The sequence below is a fragment of the Blautia sp. AF19-13LB genome, assembly GCF_003479105.1.
GTDB classification, from domain to species: domain Bacteria; phylum Bacillota; class Clostridia; order Lachnospirales; family Lachnospiraceae; genus Fusicatenibacter; species Fusicatenibacter saccharivorans.
The window spans coordinates 57,481-76,147 of the sequence record NZ_QUGO01000005.1 but is presented as its reverse complement, the minus strand read 5'-3'; the positions used below and the strand labels follow the sequence as shown (position 1 = coordinate 76,147).

17 protein-coding genes are annotated in these 18,667 nt (G+C 46.9%); all 17 read right to left on the bottom strand.

From position 1 onward, the window contains the following. Positions 1 to 257: 257 nt before the first annotated feature. The 17 genes from DWX32_RS06670 to DWX32_RS06590 all read right to left on the bottom strand — a co-directional run bounded on the left by DWX32_RS06670 (position 258) and on the right by DWX32_RS06590 (position 18,600). On the bottom strand, positions 258 to 1,751 hold the full coding sequence (locus tag DWX32_RS06670; protein ID WP_118659444.1) for a DUF6382 domain-containing protein: 1,494 nt from the start codon (positions 1,749 to 1,751) through the stop codon (positions 258 to 260). Between the two features lie 16 nt (positions 1,752 to 1,767). After that, entirely contained in the window at positions 1,768 to 2,193 is a 426-nt protein-coding gene (locus tag DWX32_RS06665; protein WP_243004587.1) for a TadE/TadG family type IV pilus assembly protein, read from the bottom strand. Positions 2,194 to 2,195: 2 nt separating this feature from the next. After that, positions 2,196 to 2,627 (bottom strand): prepilin peptidase, encoded by a 432-nt coding sequence (locus DWX32_RS06660; protein ID WP_022461943.1) that lies wholly within the window; start codon positions 2,625 to 2,627, stop codon positions 2,196 to 2,198. 195 nt (positions 2,628 to 2,822) lie between these two features. After that, positions 2,823 to 3,977, bottom strand: coding sequence for an RNA-guided endonuclease InsQ/TnpB family protein (locus tag DWX32_RS06655; protein ID WP_055265539.1), 1,155 nt, complete (start codon positions 3,975 to 3,977; stop codon positions 2,823 to 2,825). Beyond that, complete coding sequence (locus DWX32_RS06650) at positions 3,916 to 4,572, bottom strand: IS607 family transposase (protein ID WP_172680768.1); 657 nt, start codon at positions 4,570 to 4,572, stop codon at positions 3,916 to 3,918. The genes DWX32_RS06655 and DWX32_RS06650 overlap by 62 nt, the downstream gene beginning before the upstream one ends. A gap of 179 nt (positions 4,573 to 4,751) precedes the next feature. After that, the gene (locus DWX32_RS06645) at positions 4,752 to 5,702 is read right to left on the bottom strand and encodes a TadE/TadG family type IV pilus assembly protein (RefSeq protein WP_147342475.1); all 951 of its coding nucleotides are present in this window, start codon (positions 5,700 to 5,702) and stop codon (positions 4,752 to 4,754) included. Next, complete coding sequence (locus tag DWX32_RS06640) at positions 5,656 to 7,188, bottom strand: DUF5702 domain-containing protein (RefSeq protein WP_117761922.1); 1,533 nt, start codon at positions 7,186 to 7,188, stop codon at positions 5,656 to 5,658. The genes DWX32_RS06645 and DWX32_RS06640 overlap by 47 nt, the downstream gene beginning before the upstream one ends. 156 nt (positions 7,189 to 7,344) lie before the next feature. Continuing rightward, positions 7,345 to 7,512, bottom strand: coding sequence for a Flp1 family type IVb pilin (locus DWX32_RS06635; protein WP_022461946.1), 168 nt, complete (start codon positions 7,510 to 7,512; stop codon positions 7,345 to 7,347). A 50-nt stretch (positions 7,513 to 7,562) separates the two neighbouring features. Further along, positions 7,563 to 8,861 (bottom strand): type II secretion system F family protein, encoded by a 1,299-nt coding sequence (locus DWX32_RS06630; protein WP_117761921.1) that lies wholly within the window; start codon positions 8,859 to 8,861, stop codon positions 7,563 to 7,565. Positions 8,862 to 8,932: 71 nt separating this feature from the next. Further along, positions 8,933 to 9,733 carry a type II secretion system F family protein gene (locus DWX32_RS06625; protein ID WP_117761920.1) on the bottom strand — a complete coding sequence of 267 codons (801 nt, stop codon included), beginning with the start codon at positions 9,731 to 9,733 and terminating at the stop codon, positions 8,933 to 8,935. Next, positions 9,730 to 10,908: a CpaF family protein gene (locus DWX32_RS06620; RefSeq protein WP_117761919.1), complete on the bottom strand. Its 1,179-nt coding sequence runs from the start codon at positions 10,906 to 10,908 to the stop codon at positions 9,730 to 9,732. Before DWX32_RS06620 ends, DWX32_RS06625 begins: the two co-directional genes overlap by 4 nt. After that, entirely contained in the window at positions 10,905 to 11,942 is a 1,038-nt protein-coding gene (locus DWX32_RS06615) for a hypothetical protein (RefSeq protein ID WP_226906364.1), read from the bottom strand. Before DWX32_RS06615 ends, DWX32_RS06620 begins: the two co-directional genes overlap by 4 nt. Continuing rightward, a complete protein-coding gene (locus DWX32_RS06610; protein WP_022461951.1) occupies positions 11,939 to 12,466 on the bottom strand; it encodes an A24 family peptidase in 528 nt (175 codons plus the stop codon). The genes DWX32_RS06615 and DWX32_RS06610 overlap by 4 nt, the downstream gene beginning before the upstream one ends. Before the next feature lie 357 nt (positions 12,467 to 12,823). After that, complete coding sequence (locus tag DWX32_RS06605; RefSeq protein WP_117761918.1) at positions 12,824 to 15,187, bottom strand: glycoside hydrolase family 9 protein; 2,364 nt, start codon at positions 15,185 to 15,187, stop codon at positions 12,824 to 12,826. A gap of 4 nt (positions 15,188 to 15,191) precedes the next feature. Beyond that, entirely contained in the window at positions 15,192 to 16,277 is a 1,086-nt protein-coding gene (locus DWX32_RS06600) for an SIS domain-containing protein (protein WP_117761917.1), read from the bottom strand. Continuing rightward, on the bottom strand, positions 16,271 to 17,236 hold the full coding sequence (locus DWX32_RS06595) for an ROK family protein (RefSeq protein WP_158568576.1): 966 nt from the start codon (positions 17,234 to 17,236) through the stop codon (positions 16,271 to 16,273). Before DWX32_RS06595 ends, DWX32_RS06600 begins: the two co-directional genes overlap by 7 nt. Positions 17,237 to 17,250: 14 nt before the next feature. Further along, a complete protein-coding gene (locus DWX32_RS06590; protein ID WP_117761915.1) occupies positions 17,251 to 18,600 on the bottom strand; it encodes an MATE family efflux transporter in 1,350 nt (449 codons plus the stop codon). Between the last annotated feature and the right edge of the window lie 67 nt (positions 18,601 to 18,667).

Sequence of the window (18,667 nt, the reverse complement as noted above, 5' to 3'; positions counted from 1 at the left end):
GTAAATGCAAGAAATCGTCAAATTTTTTTCTTTTTTGATAAACGTTTTTCGACAATTATTGACGCTTCACGACGGCTTTCGACGTTTTATGACATTATTTTTTACATTATTTCTTTTTTTAATTTTATGCATAATTTTCTTTTCTATAATATTTTTGTTTCATTCGCATAACTTTTTTCTTTGATCATTCTGCCATATTAAAAATAACGCATCCAGCGCTTTCTCCAAATCGAAAAAGTGTAATGCGTCATTTTTCTCTAATTTCTGTTTTTCTCTCCCGCCTTATACCGGTATTTCTTCCCGGCAAATGAGATATCGTCTCCATCCTCCAGCTTCTTTTTTGTCTCGCCCATCAATGGAACGCCATTCACCGTTGTTCCGTTCCGCGAATTCAGATCCAGCAGATAATCTCCCTCTTCTGTACTGACCAGCTTTGCGTGAAGGCGGCTTACCGTACGGTATGGCAGAATTACATCTGCCGCCGCTGACAGTTTTCCAATCAATGTGCTTCCGCGTTCAATCGGAATCAGCGGAAGATCAATCGGATCTATCGGAATCAGATATGCCCTTCCCTCATCCTCCGGGCTGGTCAGCAGTTCCGTTTTTCCAAACAGATCCTCTTCATGCCCCTCCAATTCCATCAGGCTGTGCATCTTTCTGTTTTCCTGTTCTTCATTCTTTTCCCATGTTTTCTCTTTTTCGACTGAGGAATCCCTTTTCCATCCCTGCTGTTCTGTATCGCTTTTCGGATTCCATGTTCTATCTTTCTGTTTTAAGCCCTTCCGATTCTGATATTCCGAAAATACATCTCCTGTTTCTCCTTGTTTCCGGATTCCTGCGGCCTTCCCATAGCTTCCTGTTTCTGTTCCCGACTGCCGCTTTTTCCATCGGCTGGCAAGTTCCAATGCCAGACTTACAATTCCCACAACAGCCGCCGCTCCTCCCAGCACCAGATACCAAACAGTTTCGGCCTGTGTCCACCGCAGTGCCAGCACACCTCCCAGAAATCCGATGCAGATCACTGCTTCCACAATATTTTTCCAGCGTCCTTCATCCTTTTCTTCCTCCGCTTCCACAAAAAAATTTTCCGCCGCTTCCGCTTCTTGTTCTCCCCAAAGTGTTTCCTCCATCTGTACAGGCGGATTTTCTTCCCTAGGACGCTCTTTTCCCTCCTGCTCCGTCGTTTCTTTCTTCTCTTTCCCTGTCTGATATAAGAGTGCCTGAATCATCTCAACCGAAAAGATCTCCGCCGAAATCTCCCGATACAGTCCATACCCGAGTACCACCGCATCCTGCTCCTGGTGATCCAGCTTCGGCAGCAGATATTCCATCAGCTCCCGGATCTGCTTCTGAAAACAGCCTGTGTGTCCCTGCTTTCCCGGCAGATAACAGAAGGAAAAGTTCTCCAGATTTGCATCTGCAAAAACCAGCTCCGGCTGCAGAACGAGACCGTCCGGTGCAAGCAGGTACTGCCCCAGTTCTTCGAGAAGATCCAGCAGCTGTTCAAACAGTTTCCGCAGCGCCTCCGCCCCAATCGAGCGCTGTTCAAACACACTCTGAAGCGACTGCTTTGATGTCACCTCATAGTAAAACAATGTTTTATCATCCATTTTCCCGATTTTGCAGTCCAAAAGCCCTGGGATTGTGTTTGTCAGCAGCATACGGATCTGATACGACGCCGTGTCCGGCTCTTTTTCCTCCTGTAAAATAACATATGTATGATTCAAATCTCTTTTATAATCAATCTGCATTTCTCCGCTTCCGTCCTTACTTCTGGTTCCAGATCTGTTTTACTGCCCGTATCTTCCGGATCGTTTTCACCGGATTGTTTCTCCTGATTTCACTCAAAACCGAATATTCCCACGCGTTCCGGCTCCAGATTGGCAGAATGTTTCCTTCTGCTTTTATCTGAATCTCTTTTTCTCTGCACACCGTCTGTACGGTCACCGGTTCAGCCGGAAGCGGTATCTGGGAAATCCACCATTCCATCCGGCTTTGGGCGGCTGCCTCTCCTTTTTCCACAGACAGGCGGCCTTCACTGGCGGCAAGCATTGTGCTTTCATATGCCGCAAATGTATACCAGCTCCGTGCGTGCACAAAAAATGTCAGCGACAGCAGAAGAAAAATCACCATCAGAACAAGCGGCACGACCAGAACTGCCTCTACCGTAATACTTGCTTTTCTCATTTTCACTTTCAAAGCATTCCGCACCTCCCCACAAATCCAAGCAGCAGAAACGGCACCAGCGGTATAGAATCCTGTTTCCGTATTTTCTTCCGCATCAGAAGAACTCCGCAGAGTACCGAACAGAGAATGAGTCCCAGCGTCAGAACGCCGAACGTCTGCCCAAATCCCAGCCAGATTCCAACCGTCAGAAGCAGAAGGCCGTCCCCGTATCCCACCTGTTCCCGTGATATATAACTGAGCGTCAGAAATCCTGCTCCCGGCAGCAGGGACAGCAGCCATTCCAGCCACGATGTCTGTTCCACCAGAATCTGCCATCCAATGCCTGCAAGGAATAAAACACCGGTCAGGACAAGGCTGATCTGCCGTTTCCTCACATCCATCCCGGCAAGAATCCCAAGATACAGCAATATAATTGCACTCTTTACTTCTTCCTGATACACAGCCGCGGCCTGCCACTCAAAATGTGATTAAATATACTTATCACATCGAGATAATGTAAGTTCTCACGAATCTTACTTACTGCTTCAGTGTGTATACTTTTGATTGACCGAAATCATATCTACTCGTAGGTCCATGTACACTCCACAGTCGTTAATTCCCGAAATAGCCTTCGGTACATACTTACATTTGCTTCCTTATGCAATCTTGTAAGTTTTTACGTCCCTCAGATTCAGTGCCGCATTGAAATCCCTGTCTTCGACATAGCCACAATGACATCGAAATGTTCTATCGGAAAGTTTTAAATCTTTCTTGATCGTTCCACAACAATGGCAGATTTTTGATGATGGATACCATCTGTCTGCAACCCGAAGTTCAATGCCATTTTCTTTGCTTTTCGCCTTCAGTTTTATTCTGAATTCGTAAAACTTCTGCGAAGCAACTGCTCTTGAAAGATGTTTGTTCTTCATCATCCCCGATACATTTAAGTCTTCAATCGTTATATAAGATGGTTTGGTTTTTACGATCTCTGCGATTGTCTTATTGATGTAATCCGTACGGATATTGTCTATTTTATGATGAAGTTTTTGTACCTTAAGTTTTTGTTTTTGTATATTCGCTCTTTGAGTGGACTCTCCTTTCTTTAGATTTTCATACTTTCGGGAGAGACATCTCTGTTCCCGAACGAGTCGTTTTTCTAATTTCTTTAATCTTGCTGATTTGTTGATATTCTTATAGGTCTTACCATTTGAAACAATGGCAAAATCCTTTAGCCCCAGGTCGATGCCGATTCCTTCGTTAGAAGGATCAGCAGTTTTGTTGTCAGGAATTTCTATAAGAGCCGAAACATAATATCTGCCCGCTTTCATGGAAACATGCCCGCTTTTTATGGTATATCCTTCTTTCGTCGTAGGAATGTATCCTTTTTCTTTGATGCGAACCCATCCAAGCGACGGGATGTTAACTCTGTGTCTCTCGCAGCGACAATCTTTCGGATTATTCTTTACGAAATACATCTTCACATCAGATCTGCCTTTCTTTTTGAACTTCGGAAAAGCACTTTCATGATCGAAGAATTTTTTAAATGCAGTTTGTCCATGATTTACCGCCTGGGTCACTGCTTTTGAGTATGCTTCCTTAATCCATAAATATTCTGGATATTGTGGAAGATATTCATGATTCAGCCAGACTCTGAATTTACTGCTGCTCATGAATTTTTCGCCATTTTGATAAAGTTCCTTGTTATGGGCCAGATAGAAATTGTAAATAAATCTACAAGTTCCTATTGTTTTATGAATCCTGACTTTCTGCTCTTCTGTCGGATGGATTTCCGTCTTGAAGCTCTTTAGCAATTTCCTCGTCCCTCTCTATTTGTTTTTTATACTTACGAAGTCCATACAATCTGCAGGAGAACACATGAAGTATGGAAACAATGTCCTGTACAAGTTCTTCCTGTGGTGATAATTCTTCATTGTTTACCACCACGATCGTTGTATTGAATTTCATACAGAATTTTTCAAACCAATCATAACCGAATCGGATAAATCTGTCTTTGTGGGTTATGATGATCGTTTTTACTTTCTGTTCCATTACTTCATCTAATAATTTATTCCACTTTTTGCGGTTGTAATTAAGACCACTTCCATACTCTTCGATACATTGGTCTACAATGATTCCTCTGGCATTACAAAACTGTCGCAAAAATGCGACCTGGTTTTGCAAATCGTCTTTTTGATTTTTTGTAGATACTCTGGCATAAATAACTGCCTGACGTTTATCATTTTCGATATTTATGCCTTTGAATTGAAGATATTGGTCATACGTATAATAACGCCTGTCGGTCGGAGTTCGATTTGCTTTTAAAATTCCTTCTCTGTCCCAACGCTGTAACGTTTTAACAGATATCCCTAACAGTTCAGCAAAATCTTTCGGCTTGTAGTTTGTGATATTTGATGTGTTCATAATATGATTCTCCTTTTACATATTTAAACACGTTATATCACATTTGACAATATATTTAGTTACTTATATTTTCCTCCTTTCCGCAAACCCGAGTTTCTGTTTACCGTCCTTCTTTCCGGTCTCACCCGGAAAGAAGACACCTGCTCTGCTCATATCCGGCTTTCTTACGCCGCCTTTTTCGCGCATTTCGAGCACTGCGGCAGTCCATCCGTCTGTTCCAGTGCTACAAGTTTTACTTTACGTTTCAGCCCTTTGCAGGAAAGACTGTTATGATACCGGTTTCCGTATTTCGTATAGTAAACTTCCGCACCCGCAGCGCCATTTCCCACGCACTGTTCGCATTCCTTATATTTTTCTCCATCCTGATTCCGTTTCCACGCAAGCGCACCCGGTGAGGAAACCTGGATCGAAAGATTGATATGACTGCACGACGAATCGGTATGATACACACTGCCGTTCTCAGTCACCCACACCATCTGTTTTGCTTCGCCCTCTTCTTCATCCGCCTCCTCTTCTGTCTTTCCGCAGAACAGATGCACTTTCGCACACGCTGCAATTCCCCGGTTCCGCACCGGAACGAGGCGGTTTCCCATTTTCGGCCAGTAAATCGCTTTCAGTTCCAGCCATCCATTTTTCACACGGCTTCCTGCCAGTGTCACCATTCCATTTTCGCGGATTTCTTTTGGAATCTTTGCTTCTGCATAAGCAATGCACGCGGCCGTTTCCGGTATTTCATACGTTTCTTTTCCCGTCTCATCCACCGCGTAGGCACAGACGGAAAGATACCGCGCGGACTCCTGCAGAGATACCGTCAGCATTCCATGCAGCCGGTAAAGATCCACGATTTTTAATAACACAAGAACCGCGATCAGAAAGACAGGAAGTGCCAGTGAAGCTTCCACCGTCAGGCTTGCCCTGTTCCATTTTCGTTTTACAAAAGGCTGCTCTCCTGATCCGGATTTATAAAAATTCCCGGAAGAGTGGATAAGTTTTTTGATAAGGTTCCAGAAATAAATGTGCCGTTCAGAAGAACACCCTTTTGTATCCCTGCCGGAGTCATCCCATTTTTCAGGCTGCTCCCTGCATCTCATATCCATAATTTCTCGTAATCTCATACTCTCGTTTCCCAATTACCGCCGTAAAACCGGCTTCCAGTTCATCGACACAGCAATCCAGTCGGAAACCCGGCTGCTGCTGTTCTGTCCGCATATTGTATTCCACCAGATCCATCGCTCCAAACGTTACCGCTTTTCCCGATTTCTGCATCAAAAGCAGCCGCAGATAATCGGAATACTCCATGCCGCCCGGTGCATTTTTTCTGCTCTGATCCCCTGTTTCCAGCAGTTTCGGAAGCTGTTCCAGAGAAAGCTGCCACGATTCTGCCGTTTTGAACAGTGCTACTTTTCCACCATCCAGCAGTTCCCGCAGATCCAGAATGCTTTCTGCAAATGCCCAGCACACGGCAAGTGCCATTTTCACAACCGGCATCGCCGCCGGAACTCCAAATGACGCGGCAATTACCCCCGCCATTGCTTCCATCTCGCCCTGCTTCTGCGCATCTTTCGCCAGATACACCAGATTTGCCGCCTCCCGCAGCGCCAGCAGACGGTTCACGGTTCCCGCCAGATTATCCTGGTCACTGTTTTTTCCGCAGAGCACATATTCCACCTGGCACTGCAGCCCTTCCTTCTTCTCCTTGCTGGTAAAGCACGGAAATTTCCACAGAATATATTCGGACGAAAGCATCTTATCCACAAAGCTCAGTTCTTTTCCACACTCTGCCATGCCAAACCCGCTCTGCAGCTCCCGTTTTGATGCAAGAAACGATACACCCGTTTCCCCCTGCGACAGTGCCTGCCCTTCCGGGAGGACCAGTCCTAAAATTCCCATTTTCATTACTTTTTGAATGACCTCAATCGGATTCACAAAATCTTCCGGTACCGGCTGCTTCTGATCCGGTTCCGAAGGCGTGCCGTTTCCAGATTCTCCTTCACCTTCTGTTTTTTCTGTTCCCTCTTCTGGCTGTTTGGATTCTTCATACTGTTTTAAAACCTCCTCTTCCTCGTAACCGCTCTGTCCGTCCTCCTGACGTTTCAAGGTTTCCTGTTCTCCTCTTAATTTCTGGGAAAGCTGCTGTATTCCATAAGTTCCAAGGCTGGCTTTCATTGCCTCACAGATCTGACGGGAGAAAGCACTTCCCTCCTCGTCTGTCGCAAGACGATAGCCGCCGAGATAAACTTCTGTAACCTGTCCGCCAGATAAACTGCCTGATAGAATTCCCATCCCCGATGCAGTGGGGGACAGAACTTCTCCCGCAGTTTCTGCGACTTTTCTGCTCATGGTTTCAGGTTTCCAGACACCGCTCTTATCCCCGCCGTTATAAAAAAACAGCTCGTACTGTCCCAGCAGTGTTCTGTCATACCCGGCAAACAGAGAATACAGTCCCTGTTCCATTGCGCAGGCCGTCATCACCCGTGCATGGGCATTTCGCACCGACGCAATTGTCCCGGAAATCAGGGAAAGCATCAGTATCAGAACGAGACACAAATATGCTGTTATGCTTCCGGCTGCCCATCTTTTCTGTCTTTCTGTTTCCCTCATGGGATACAGCTCCTTCCACTTTACTTTTACTTTTTCGAACTTTAGATGCCGTGGATCGGATAAAGGATATACCGAGACACAGATATGCAAATGACATATAGGTCCGTACCGGCTTCTAAATTTTTCTTTGGAGTTCCGTATTGGACATTTTCCCGTTTATACGGTGTTGCTCTGGTTTGTGACCTTCTCCATCAGACTGTTGACCAGACTCACAAGCTGCTTTTTAAAGATTAGTACGAGTCCGATCAGCACAACGAGAATCAGAATCACTTCCACAACACCCACCGCATCTTCCTCTTTCCAGAACTCCGATATCAGCTTCATAATTCCCACCTCCCTCTCTTTACCAGCTGTTGTGGGGATAAAAACATCCCCTATGCATAAAAGGACAAAAATGCCGGAACCGTGAGTATGACCAATACAACCGCAAGCATCATGCCCATCGGAAGAAGAAGCTTTGTCGATGCCTTTTCTCCTGTTGTTTTCGCCTGCCTTCTTCTCTCCTCAAAGGCCTCCTGCGATTCCTGTTTCAATAATTCCAGCAGTCCTTTACTGCCTTTTTTCAGATTCTGCGTCAGCAGAACAGCAAGGGAACGATACGCTCCGGTTCCCATACGCATTCCCATGCGCTGGTACGCTTCCTGCTCGGAAACACCGTTTTCCATCTCCTGGCAGGTAAATACAATCTCTTCATAGGCAAAACGTTTCTGCCCGCCAAGCGCCAGATTTTTCCGGTAATCCACTGCAATCCGCTCGAGTACTTTCCGCATCCCAAGCCCAGCACCCAGAAGAAGAACCATTTTGCTGACAATTTCGGGATAATCCCGCAGCATCTGTTCTTCTCTTTTCTGCCTTTCTTTTTCTTGTTCCTTTCCTTTTGCCGCCCAGCAGACTGCTCCTGCCGCCGCGGCAAGTGCCATAAGTTCCAGACCTGTCAGATCCGGCACTTTTGACCATGTTACAGTTTCTCCGTTCAGTGTCTCCGGCAGATAATAGGCTGTTTCTTCGGGATGCGCTTCGTTTTCTTTTTCCACTGCTTTTTTCAGTGCCCTAAGAACCGCATCCCGCCCTTTTATCTCCGGTGGATAGACCTGAACCTTCCGTATATATTCTGTTGTTTCCCCCTGAAGTTCCAGTTCCGCTTTCAGCGTAACCTCCACTCCTTCTTCGGGAATCTCGTCTGACAGCAAACCCCGGCTGTCAATCAACAACGGCCTGTCTGTTTCCCAGCTAAGCGCCACCGGGCTTCCCGGTATTTCCGTAACCAGATCCATGTTTCTGTTTACCGTATGAAAAGACAGATTCTCACCTAAGATGATTTCATCCAGCGCCTCTATCGCCGCACTGAACGCCTCTTCTATCTCTTCTGCGCTGTAAGCTCTTGCAGGTACAGACAGTGTAATTCTTTCCGGTTTCTGATTTCCAACAGAAACCTCAAGTTTTTCCTCTGTCGGTTGGCTGCCTAAGGCACCCCGTTCCAGTTGAAGTTCCGCTTTTTCATCTCCTGAAACTTTTCGCACTCCGATCGGAAGGCAGAGTGCAGTGCCCGCTATAAACCCTGTCGCTGCAAGGCAGAAAATCCGTCTCACCAATTTGTGATCTTCCGCCTTTTTTCTCATCCGGAAATACCAGATGAACAGCCCCGCCCATGCGGTCAGACAAATCCACAACATTTGATTCCTCCCCTTTTTTGCGGACGAATCGTTATGATTCGCAGTCTTACTTTTTAAACTTCAATTGCTTCTTAAAATTCAATGTCCAGAATCTTCTTTCCAAGCACCCATGCCGCCAGATACACGGCAAGGCATCCGCTCATGAAGAAAACCCCGATTACATTCCCATACATCACACTTAAGAATTCCGGAAAGGAAAGCTGTACATATCCCAGAATTCCAAACGGCACAACACTCATAATATTCTGCTCGAACCGCCGGGAAGAAACGCCCGCACGGATTTCCCGCATCGTGTCAATTCTCGTACAGAAAATATCCCACGTATTCTGAAAGATCTCGCAGACATTTCCTCCTGTCCGCTTCGCAATCACCAGTACACTTGCAAACGTCGCAATATCGTCAATGCGGCTTCGCACCGCAAGATCCTGAAACAGTTGTTCCACCGGCACGGAAATCATCATTTTATGACGCATCCGGCGCAGTTCCTGTACCAGAATGTTTTCTTTTCCCAGCGACTGTTCCAGCTGTCCTGCCGCCTCCAGCACTGCATTTTCCATGGAATAGCCGGAACGCAGTGCCGTGTGCATCCACGCAATCAGATCCCGGAAGCTGTCGTACAGCTCCTCTTTCCGTCTCTGAATCCGGTTTTTCCGATACGTGTGAAAACATACGATTCCAACCGGAACCACAGCAATGCATGCCCACCACGCCCGGTAACAGAGCAGGTTCACAGCGGCGGCAATCCCAAGACTGATTCCCGCTATTTCGAGATATTCCCGACCGGTAAATTCCCAGGTCTGATAGTCAATCCCCTTCGTCTCCTTCTCCTCTGCCATGCCCGTCTTTACCTGGCTTCCCTCACGTATTCTCATCCTGTTTTCCCCTCCAGTTTTTCTCTGTGTACCAGTTCGCCTGTCTTTTGCAGGCCTCTCCCATATTCTCTTCGAAACAAAGAAACCGTTTTGATTTCGTCCTCCTCCATCCCTGTGATCTCTGCGATCTCCTCCACCCGACGGCTTCCATCCTCCCCGCGTCCTAAATGCACGAGAATTTCGATTCCCGATGCAATCTGGCGGCGGATTGCTTCCAACGGGAGCTGCACTCCCATCAGTACCATCGTTTCCAGACGGGAGATCATATCTTTCACGCTGTTTGCATGTGCCGTGCTCAAAGATCCCGCATGCCCGGTATTGAGTGCGGATAATAATTCAAACGTTTCCGCTCCGCGCACTTCGCCGATAATTACACGGTTCGGCCGCATACGCAAAGCTGCGCGGATCAGATCGCGGATCGTAATTTCTGTTCCTGATTCCAGATTTGCCTCTTTTGCTTCCAGCCGCACCAGATTCTCCACACCCTGGATCTGCAGCTCTGCATTGTCTTCGATGGTTATGATGCGCTCGCCCTTTGGAATGTAGGCGGAAAGCACATTCAGAAATGTCGTTTTGCCAGATCCGGTCGCCCCGCCGATCATCATGCTGTAGCGGGTCCGGACGAGGGCCTGCAGAAACTCTGCCGCCTCTTTTGTAATACTCCCGATGGAGACCAGAAATTCCATCGTCACCGCCTGCTCCGGAAAGCGGCGGATGGTCAGAATCGGTCCGTTTAATGCGACCGGTTTCATGACAACGTTGACGCGGTCTCCATTTTCCAGCCGTGCATCCACAATCGGATTCTGTTCATTCACCACGCGGTTGCACCGGCCTACAATCTGCTGAATCACATCCTCCAGCTTTTCCGCGGAGGTAAAGCTTTTGCCGTATCTCTCGATTCTGCCGTTCCGTTCCACGAAGATATGTTGATAACCGTTTACCATAATTTCGGTAATTCCCGCATCTTCCAGCAGCTCCTGCAGGACATCGAGCCTCCGCACACTGTAGAACAGCTGTCTGCGCAGCTCCGCCTTCTGTGCCACCGGAAGATACCGTGTTTCTTCTTCCCCTAAAATCAGACGGTCAATCTCTTCGAGAACCTCTCCGTCATCCGGTTCGGATGCGATATCGATCCGCTCCATCAGTTTTCTCCGCAGAATTTCCGGCATTGTCATGTTTCTTCTCCTCTTCTGCCGTCCCGCAGAATCTGACGCACATAGTCGCCCAGCTCGCTCCAGACAAGCTCCTCAAAGTAGGCTTTTCCCGTCCGGTTTGCCGTGTGGAACGGAACGTGGATTTTCCGCATCTTGTCCAGCACCGACTGGCAGTCCCACCGGCGCAGCAAATTTTCAAACTGCTCCATTTTGGCCGCAGAAATCACATCATTCCTTATCGGAACGTAAATTTCATTGCAAAAGTCCAGAATCTGATACAGATCCGCCACGCCATCCCCGAGGTCGAGAATCAGCACTTCATAGCTGCTGTTCTTCTCAATCTCCTGAAACAGCCATTTCCATTCTTCATATTTTGCAGTCTGAATGTCCATCGGCGATGCGGCGGGCGGCAGATAATCCAGGTTCTGCATTGACTGGACCATTCCGCCCAGTTTGTAGATGATGCCCTGATTTTCCTGTCTCGCATAATACAGAATATCGCTCATTCCCCTGTCGTAGCTGCATTCCAGCAGCCGTTCAAATCCGGAATAGCTCTCCATATTGAGATACAGCACTGCCCGCTCCTTCGCCAGAATCTGCCCCATCGTCAGGGCAAACGAGGTCTTCTGCGTCCGTCCGACCGGCGAATAAATGCCGATAATACGCATTTCCTTTTTCGGCAGCAGTGCAGGCGATGTATCGACACCGTTTTCTACGCCGTAGCACGCCATGACCTCGCGGATCACCTTTTCCGACGACTGGTATTTGTAGACCGCCGGATACTGATCCAGCACCGGACTGTGTACGCCCTCAGACAGAATGATAATCTGACGAATCGGATACCGGCGGATCTCTTCTTTCATCGCTTTATCCGAAATCAGAAGAATCTCTGTTTCGTTATTCTTTGCGAACTCCAGAAACATCTCCGCACTGGAAAATGCATGCACTTCGAACGGAATATTTCTCTTCTGGTTCAGATATTCCATAAAATTGCGTGCATATTCCATTTCCGTGTCACAGACTGCAAAAACACTCTTTTTCTTTGCAGTATTCAATAAAATCCCCCAATCCAGAGCAGCACTCCCATCAGCACGGGAACGGAAAAATGGATACACTCCATGCCCCACTTCCCATCGTAATAGGGAACCGGCTCTGTTTTTTTCTGGTATTTTCTTTTGGTAAAATAAGTTTGGAAATAATTGAAAAATTTGGTAAGACGCTGCGGTAAATTTCCGCAGACGAGAATAATTCCGATAGATAAGACCGCTCCAGACAGGAACGACACAATCATACATTTCAGGATCGCTGGCACACCGAGAAAGCCTCCAACAGCGGATAGGAGTTTGATATCTCCCGCGCCCAGCATATGAAAATAGAACAGAATGTAAAGTGCGAGTATCGGGAAAAGCATCCCAAAAAGAAAAATACCCGCTCCCGCGGCGCCATAGCGGATGAGCTGTGTAACCAGCCCGGCGATCCATGCGGTGATAATCCATTCATTTGCAATTCTGCGTGTTCTTAAATCCATCCATACCGCCCCTGTCGCAACTGTCAGTACCAGACAGTGCTGCAAAGACATTTTGTCTCTCACCTCCTGTTTCGTTTGGGTCAACTTGATTGTGAGGTCATTATAGTTGCCTCTTTTCGATTTGTCCAGCGGTTTTCGATAACTTTTTCCGGTTTGTGAATTGCCTCCAAAAATGCGAGGAAAATTTCTCACGCCGATTTGAAAAGTTGCGTGAAAGGTTTTTCGATTTTCACGGATTCGTAGAATCGTATCGCAATTTCTGCACTGCTTTTTGGCTATAATTTTTCAGGCTAAAACGATGTGCAAAAAGCACGCCGAAAAATTCCGACGTGCTTTTTCGAAAGGAGATTAGCATAAAATTCATGTTCACGCACAGGGGCAAAATCCTGCACGAGAAACATCTTTACTTTAAATTTCCGGATACAGCTCCGCAATAATCGACAGCCACCGTCCGGCCGGTGTCAGCCATACTTCTTTATACGTGGCGTTATTTCCAGACGGCCAGTACGGCTCGTCCTCATTTTCCAGTGTTTCAATGCCAACCGGCATTTCACCTGTCATTTCACCCGGATAATTCGCATCCTGCTGCGAATACCGTGCTCCTTCACCGTAAATCAGCGACTGGCAGAACGGATTTTTCCCCGACATCCAGTAGAGCTGTTCGCGGGCAATTTCTTTTAGTTTTTCATCACCAAAATATCTTCCCACGATACCGGCTGCCTTACCCATTCCGAGCATAATTGCTGAATTTCCGCGGAAAGAAAACCATACCGGGAACATTCTGACATAGTAATCATTGCCGAGAACAATTCCGTTTTTCAGCTGCTTCGCATAATTTTCTTTTTCCTTTTCAAATTCTACCAGGAGATGCAGCAGTTCAAACGTCTCTTTATCTTCTGTCTCTGACATATGATGAATACCAGCAGGGATCATACCGTACGGTGTTGCCATCGCATACAAACCTTTCAGATAATCGCCATACAGCCGCAGACTCTTCTCCCATGCCGGTTTTTCTTCTGCCTCCGGAAATGCACGGCAAAGCATCTCAATCGCCTGAACAAAGGAATGATCTCTTCCCTGATGCGTGAAATGCACGATTGCTTTGTGGCTCTCATCACGATAGAAGAATCCCTTCATTGGAACCCCATCTGTTTCGGTCTCCTGGCATGCCAGCAGTTTCGCGCCAAATTTTTTTGCCTCTTTTTCAAACTCTTCCGATGGCTCATTCGCACAGATCGAAGCTGCCGCCCACACAGCCGCCGCATAATACTGGGATTTTCCACTGTTCAACGTATGCTCCCACATAATCGGCTTTTCCATTCCCTTTTCCAAAAAACGCTGCTTTGCAAAGCGGAAATCTTCTTTCGCCGTTTCTACGCACTTCCAACCCAGATCCCGATCGAACTCTTTTAAGACAAGACCTGCCTGTGCCTCCACTGCCGCACAGAAAAAGTTCTGGAATGCCTGATTATGCACTCTTGTTTTAACATCATCACCATCTCCAATCAAACCTTCTGTCCAGATTCCAAGTCCGACACTGCTCGCACGAAATCCATCTCCAAAACGGCTTTTTAACGTAAATTCCAAACCCCAGAGTCCCTCTTCCATCAGGCGGTGATATAGAAGCGGATCATCTTTCACACGGCTCGCCAACTCCAGAATTTCCTGCGCTACTTCCGCAGTCTGAAGCATCTGTTGTGACATATCGCCCGCATCGTGCCAGCCTCCGCCAAACGAAAGAATCGCGCCGTTGTGCTCACAAATGACATCAGTGTGACACTTTCCATGCTTATTCGGCACCGGGCAGCCACAGCGCTCACAGAAGATAAAGTTCAGTGCCTTCCATATCGCATCTTCCATCACCTTCTCTCCGATTTCAAATGGATCACTCAGAAGTTCACCAATCTGCAGCCGATAAAATCCCGGCTTTATAATTTCACTAAATTCAAGAATCTCAAAGGTGCCATAACGGTCTTTCTGTACAACAACCGGTTTACTTAAAACCTCATTTCCCGCTGCATCCAGCACACAGAAGCTCTTCTTTCCGGTATTGGCAATTGCTGTCTTTTTACCGTTTTTCTGATAGCCGGAAGTGGAATACGAAATATGATCCGTCTCACACTCCCAACCTTTTTCCTTTTCCGCCTTTTCTACTCTCTGTAATTCAAAATTCTCGAAATCAAAGGCTGCTTCCGGTCCGGTTGAAGTATCTTTTCCGTCTGCATCAATGACGATAGAAATCTCGGTGATCACATCCCGCGGCAGCTGTGCAAATTCCCAGATTACCTGATTCCACTCATGGTTCACCAGGTTCACTAGATGCTGTCCCTCTCGGAAATACGGATCCGGAATCGGGAATTTTCCCTCGTTTTTAATATGGATACGAAAGTGAATACTGTGACCGCCCATGCACTCCGGTTTTACCCGGAAATACAGACGGTTATAACGCTCCCAGTTTTCTCCTGCAAACGGAAAACGGATCACACAGCGAAAATCATCCTGCGCTTTTTCCTGGCTGTGACTGTCTGTTTTTCTTGCAGTCGGCAGCGTAACATAAATCGTTTTACCGCCTCTGCTTCCCATTCCGTCCCGTCCGGCAACGGCTCCTCTTCCACTGTGTTCCGGAAGTTTCTGTGTGCCGTCCCAGATCACCTTTTTTGCAAGAATAGGCTTTTCTTCCCGTTCTCTTTCCAGTGATTTTTCCTGATGCAGCGGAAGCGGCGAGTGGACGTAACCTGTCTGGATCAGTTCCTTTCGAAATGTTTCTTTCACAGAATTATGCCTCCTCTTTTTCGCTGTGTGTTCTGAAATAACTTCCCATAACTTTCAGACGATCGTTTGGTTTCGTCAGATCTCTTCCGCCGTCCTCGGTCAGATAATATGCCATTACCTGCGGCACTGCTGAAAATTCGAGACATGCAAACTCACCTCCGCGGATATCCAGCTTCAGATCACTCTCATCTACCGTCTCTGTTCCGATCATCAGTCCATTATGATTTACTTCTTTCATGAAACGAGCCAACGATTTTGCTTTTTCCGATTCCTTTCCGCCATCATTTAAAACGATCACGCAATGATTGTAATCATATCCATAATTCGGTCCATGCATGCCCTCTTCCAGCTCATAACCGATGGAAATAACCTGCGGCATCTCCCAGAATTTTACAGCAGCCTCAAGTGAAACACCATACAGACTCCCTGCTCCTGTAAACACAATGCAGCGTGAACGCATCAACTGACGTTTTCTTGCTTCGAACCAGGTATATGCCTGCTCTGTAATTGCTCTGTGACTGTCCGGCACTTTTGCCACATCCCACTGGTAATTGTCATACTGTTCTTTCGTCAGATGGCCGCGCATCAGACCAAGCTTCAGACCCATCAACATATGGTTCAACACGCTTGTTGTATAGCCGATCGTTCTCTGTCCATACTCCTCCAGTCCACAGTTCAGGCAGACATGGCATGGCGAAATTTCTGCCAGCATCGTCTTCGGTCCTTCGGTAAAACTCATGCACAGATATCCAAGTTCCGTCATTTTTTTCATCACTTCACATACCACTTTGGATGAACCAGTCTGCGAGGTAAAGACATGCAGTGCGTGCGGATTATATACACGGCCTTCTTCAATATAATCGTTTGGATATACGACTTTCGTGCGAATGCCGGAGGCCTTCTCCACAAATACCTGTGATGTCATCGCAACCGTGTTGGAAGTTCCTGAACCGATAAAAACGATTTCATCGATTGTACTGAGATGATCTTTTACATAAGCCTCCATCGGCGAAAACGCTTCATCCTGTTTCTCCAGAATATACTCGATACAGGAAGGAATTCTCTTGATGCAATCCATTAATGTCACCATGATTTTTTCTCCTTTTCATTCATGTTTTCGTTATCGTATTTTCCCTGAAATCCAAGTCCGATTGCTGCAGCCCCCATAAGCCCTGCATACGCCGGATCCAGTCCGCTGATTTTGATTCCGCGCTCCAGATGTGATTTTGCTTTTTCCGTTACGTTCTCTACAATCCGTTCCGCCAGATGACCTTCCCCGGAAATCAGTCCTCCCCCAAGGATCACAATTTCCGGCGAAAGCACGCACGTCAGATTGGAAATCATCAGTGCATTCATGGCAACAAGTTCATCCAGAATCCGCACTGCCATCTGGTCTCCCTTGTCTGCTGCTTCGATCACATCCCATCCGGTCACCGTTTCTGTCAGTTTTTCTCTCAGAATGGAATCCGGATACTCTGAAATCATCTTTTTTGCCTGTGCCATCAGTGCCATGCCCGATGCAAGCATCTCTACACGTTCTCCCTTTCCCCCTGTGAAATTCATAAATCCCACTTCTCCTGCCCACTCGTCTGAGCCGCGCACCAGAAGTCCGTTTACAATCATTCCGGCTGCAAGACCCGTACCAATGTTCAGATATATCATGTTTCTGCAGCGTTTTCCTTCTCCAAATTCATTTTCTGCAATGACAGTGCATTTGACATCGTTGTCCACATGGCAGACTACGTCAAATTCTTTTTCGATTCGTTTTCTCAATGCAATCGGCTCTTTGTCATCATAACCGATCCAGACACCCCCATGCGGATCGATGTTATCGTTGATGCCGATACCCATTTTTTTCGGACGTATCCGGTGTTCCCATCCGATTTCACGTTCATAACATCGGACACCTTCCACCAGTTTTTTTACTTTTTCCTCTTTGCTGATCGCTCCTGTGGCAAAACGGAGTTTATTTACAATAGTTCCGTCTTCCCGCACCTCCGCAACCAGCATTTTTGTTCCGCCGATATCGACGGCAATACAGTTTCCCATATGTCTGCCTCTTCTCATTTTTCATTTACATTATGAATCCATTTTCCGCTCCGCAGCCGCCATTCGCTTGTAAATACTTTAATGACCTGATCACACTTCAACGTTGCATATACAGCCATCACCGGTGCTTTCACGAGAAATGCCATCACAAAGCCCATCGGCACGGTAACTCCCCACAGGAAAATCAGATCGTTTGCCATCTGGAATTTTACATCTCCGCCCCCACGGAGAAGCCCCATCATGTTCATCGACTGAAGTTCCATAAAGGGAAGAATAAATGCCATCACATACATCAGCTGCCGGCAGTATGCCATCGTTTCTCCCTTGATGTGGTAAATTCCCGGAACCAGCGGTATAGCCACCAGTGTAAGCGCACTGCATATCAGACCCATGAAAACGGCAATCCGTTGAAACGTCTTTTTCAGCGGCAGAATTTCCTCATATTTTTCTGCTCCGATGGTATTTCCGATGATGACGCATGCTGCCGCCGAGAGTCCCTGGCAGAGTACACTTGTCAGCTGTGTGACGGAACCCGCTACACTGTTCGCAGAAACAACTTCGTTGCCAAGCCTGCCCAGTACGATTGCCTGTGCAGAAACGCCGAGTCCCCAGAACATCTCATTGCAGATGACAGGAATACCGGTCGAAAAAAACACGTTTGCAAGTTTTTTGTCTACATGCAGCATTTTTTGCACGCGGATTCTGATTTTATCCTCTTTCCGATAAACATACCATACAATCAGAATGAATTCTCCGATACGCGCAGCCAGTGTTGCAATCGCCGCTCCTGTCACCCCAAGAGCCGGAAATCCCAGATGCCCCTCAATCAGAAGATAGTTTCCGGAGATATTTAAAATCAGGCTGACAATCGCAGAATACAGGCAGATATTTACCGTCCTTACAGAACGGAGAACACCTGTTGTAATATTCGTAATCGTATAAAAAAAGTACGACCACACAATAACCCTTAAATATTCACTTCCTATTCGGATGGTTTCTTCTTCCGGTGTATAGATGCTCATCACCTGTTTTGGAAATGCAATGACAACAAACATCAAAATCACGACAAACACAAGTGCTGTGCGATAGGCGTATGCCAGAACCTTATGGATCCGTTCGATATCTCCCTTTCCCCACGCCTGGGAAATCAGAACACTGGCTCCCGCCGCAATTCCCGGGACTGTCATCGCCACAAGAAAGAAAATCTGGTTCGCCTGAGATACTCCCGCCAGAGCAACTGTGCCAAGTTTTCCCACCATAACTGTGTCAACCAGGTTGACCAGAAAACCCAGCATACTCTGCAATCCAAGCGGCACCGCGATGGCAAGAATATTCTGGAAGAGCGATCTGGAATCTTTTTTCATCTTGATTTTTCCTCCATCTGACGTTCCAGCTTTTCTCAGATCACGGAACCGTCCAGTTTGACCTGCC

What these genes read in the sequence shown, in the direction of transcription:
- DWX32_RS06600 (WP_117761917.1), bottom strand. Translation starts at nt 16,277, where the DNA reads ATGGTGACATTAATGGATTGCATCAAGAGAATTCCTTCCTGTATCGAG.
- DWX32_RS06625 (WP_117761920.1), bottom strand. Translation starts at nt 9,733, where the DNA reads ATGAGAATACGTGAGGGAAGCCAGGTAAAGACGGGCATGGCAGAGGAG.
- DWX32_RS06635 (WP_022461946.1), bottom strand. Translation starts at nt 7,512, where the DNA reads ATGAAGCTGATATCGGAGTTCTGGAAAGAGGAAGATGCGGTGGGTGTT.
- DWX32_RS06590 (WP_117761915.1), bottom strand. Translation starts at nt 18,600, where the DNA reads ATGAAAAAAGATTCCAGATCGCTCTTCCAGAATATTCTTGCCATCGCG.
- DWX32_RS06670 (WP_118659444.1), bottom strand. Translation starts at nt 1,751, where the DNA reads ATGCAGATTGATTATAAAAGAGATTTGAATCATACATATGTTATTTTA.
- DWX32_RS06630 (WP_117761921.1), bottom strand. Translation starts at nt 8,861, where the DNA reads ATGTTGTGGATTTGTCTGACCGCATGGGCGGGGCTGTTCATCTGGTAT.
- DWX32_RS06610 (WP_022461951.1), bottom strand. Translation starts at nt 12,466, where the DNA reads ATGTCTTTGCAGCACTGTCTGGTACTGACAGTTGCGACAGGGGCGGTA.
- DWX32_RS06620 (WP_117761919.1), bottom strand. Translation starts at nt 10,908, where the DNA reads ATGACAATGCCGGAAATTCTGCGGAGAAAACTGATGGAGCGGATCGAT.
- DWX32_RS06640 (WP_117761922.1), bottom strand. Translation starts at nt 7,188, where the DNA reads ATGAGGGAAACAGAAAGACAGAAAAGATGGGCAGCCGGAAGCATAACA.
- DWX32_RS06645 (WP_147342475.1), bottom strand. Translation starts at nt 5,702, where the DNA reads ATGAGATTACGAGAAATTATGGATATGAGATGCAGGGAGCAGCCTGAA.
- DWX32_RS06595 (WP_158568576.1), bottom strand. Translation starts at nt 17,236, where the DNA reads ATGGGAAACTGTATTGCCGTCGATATCGGCGGAACAAAAATGCTGGTT.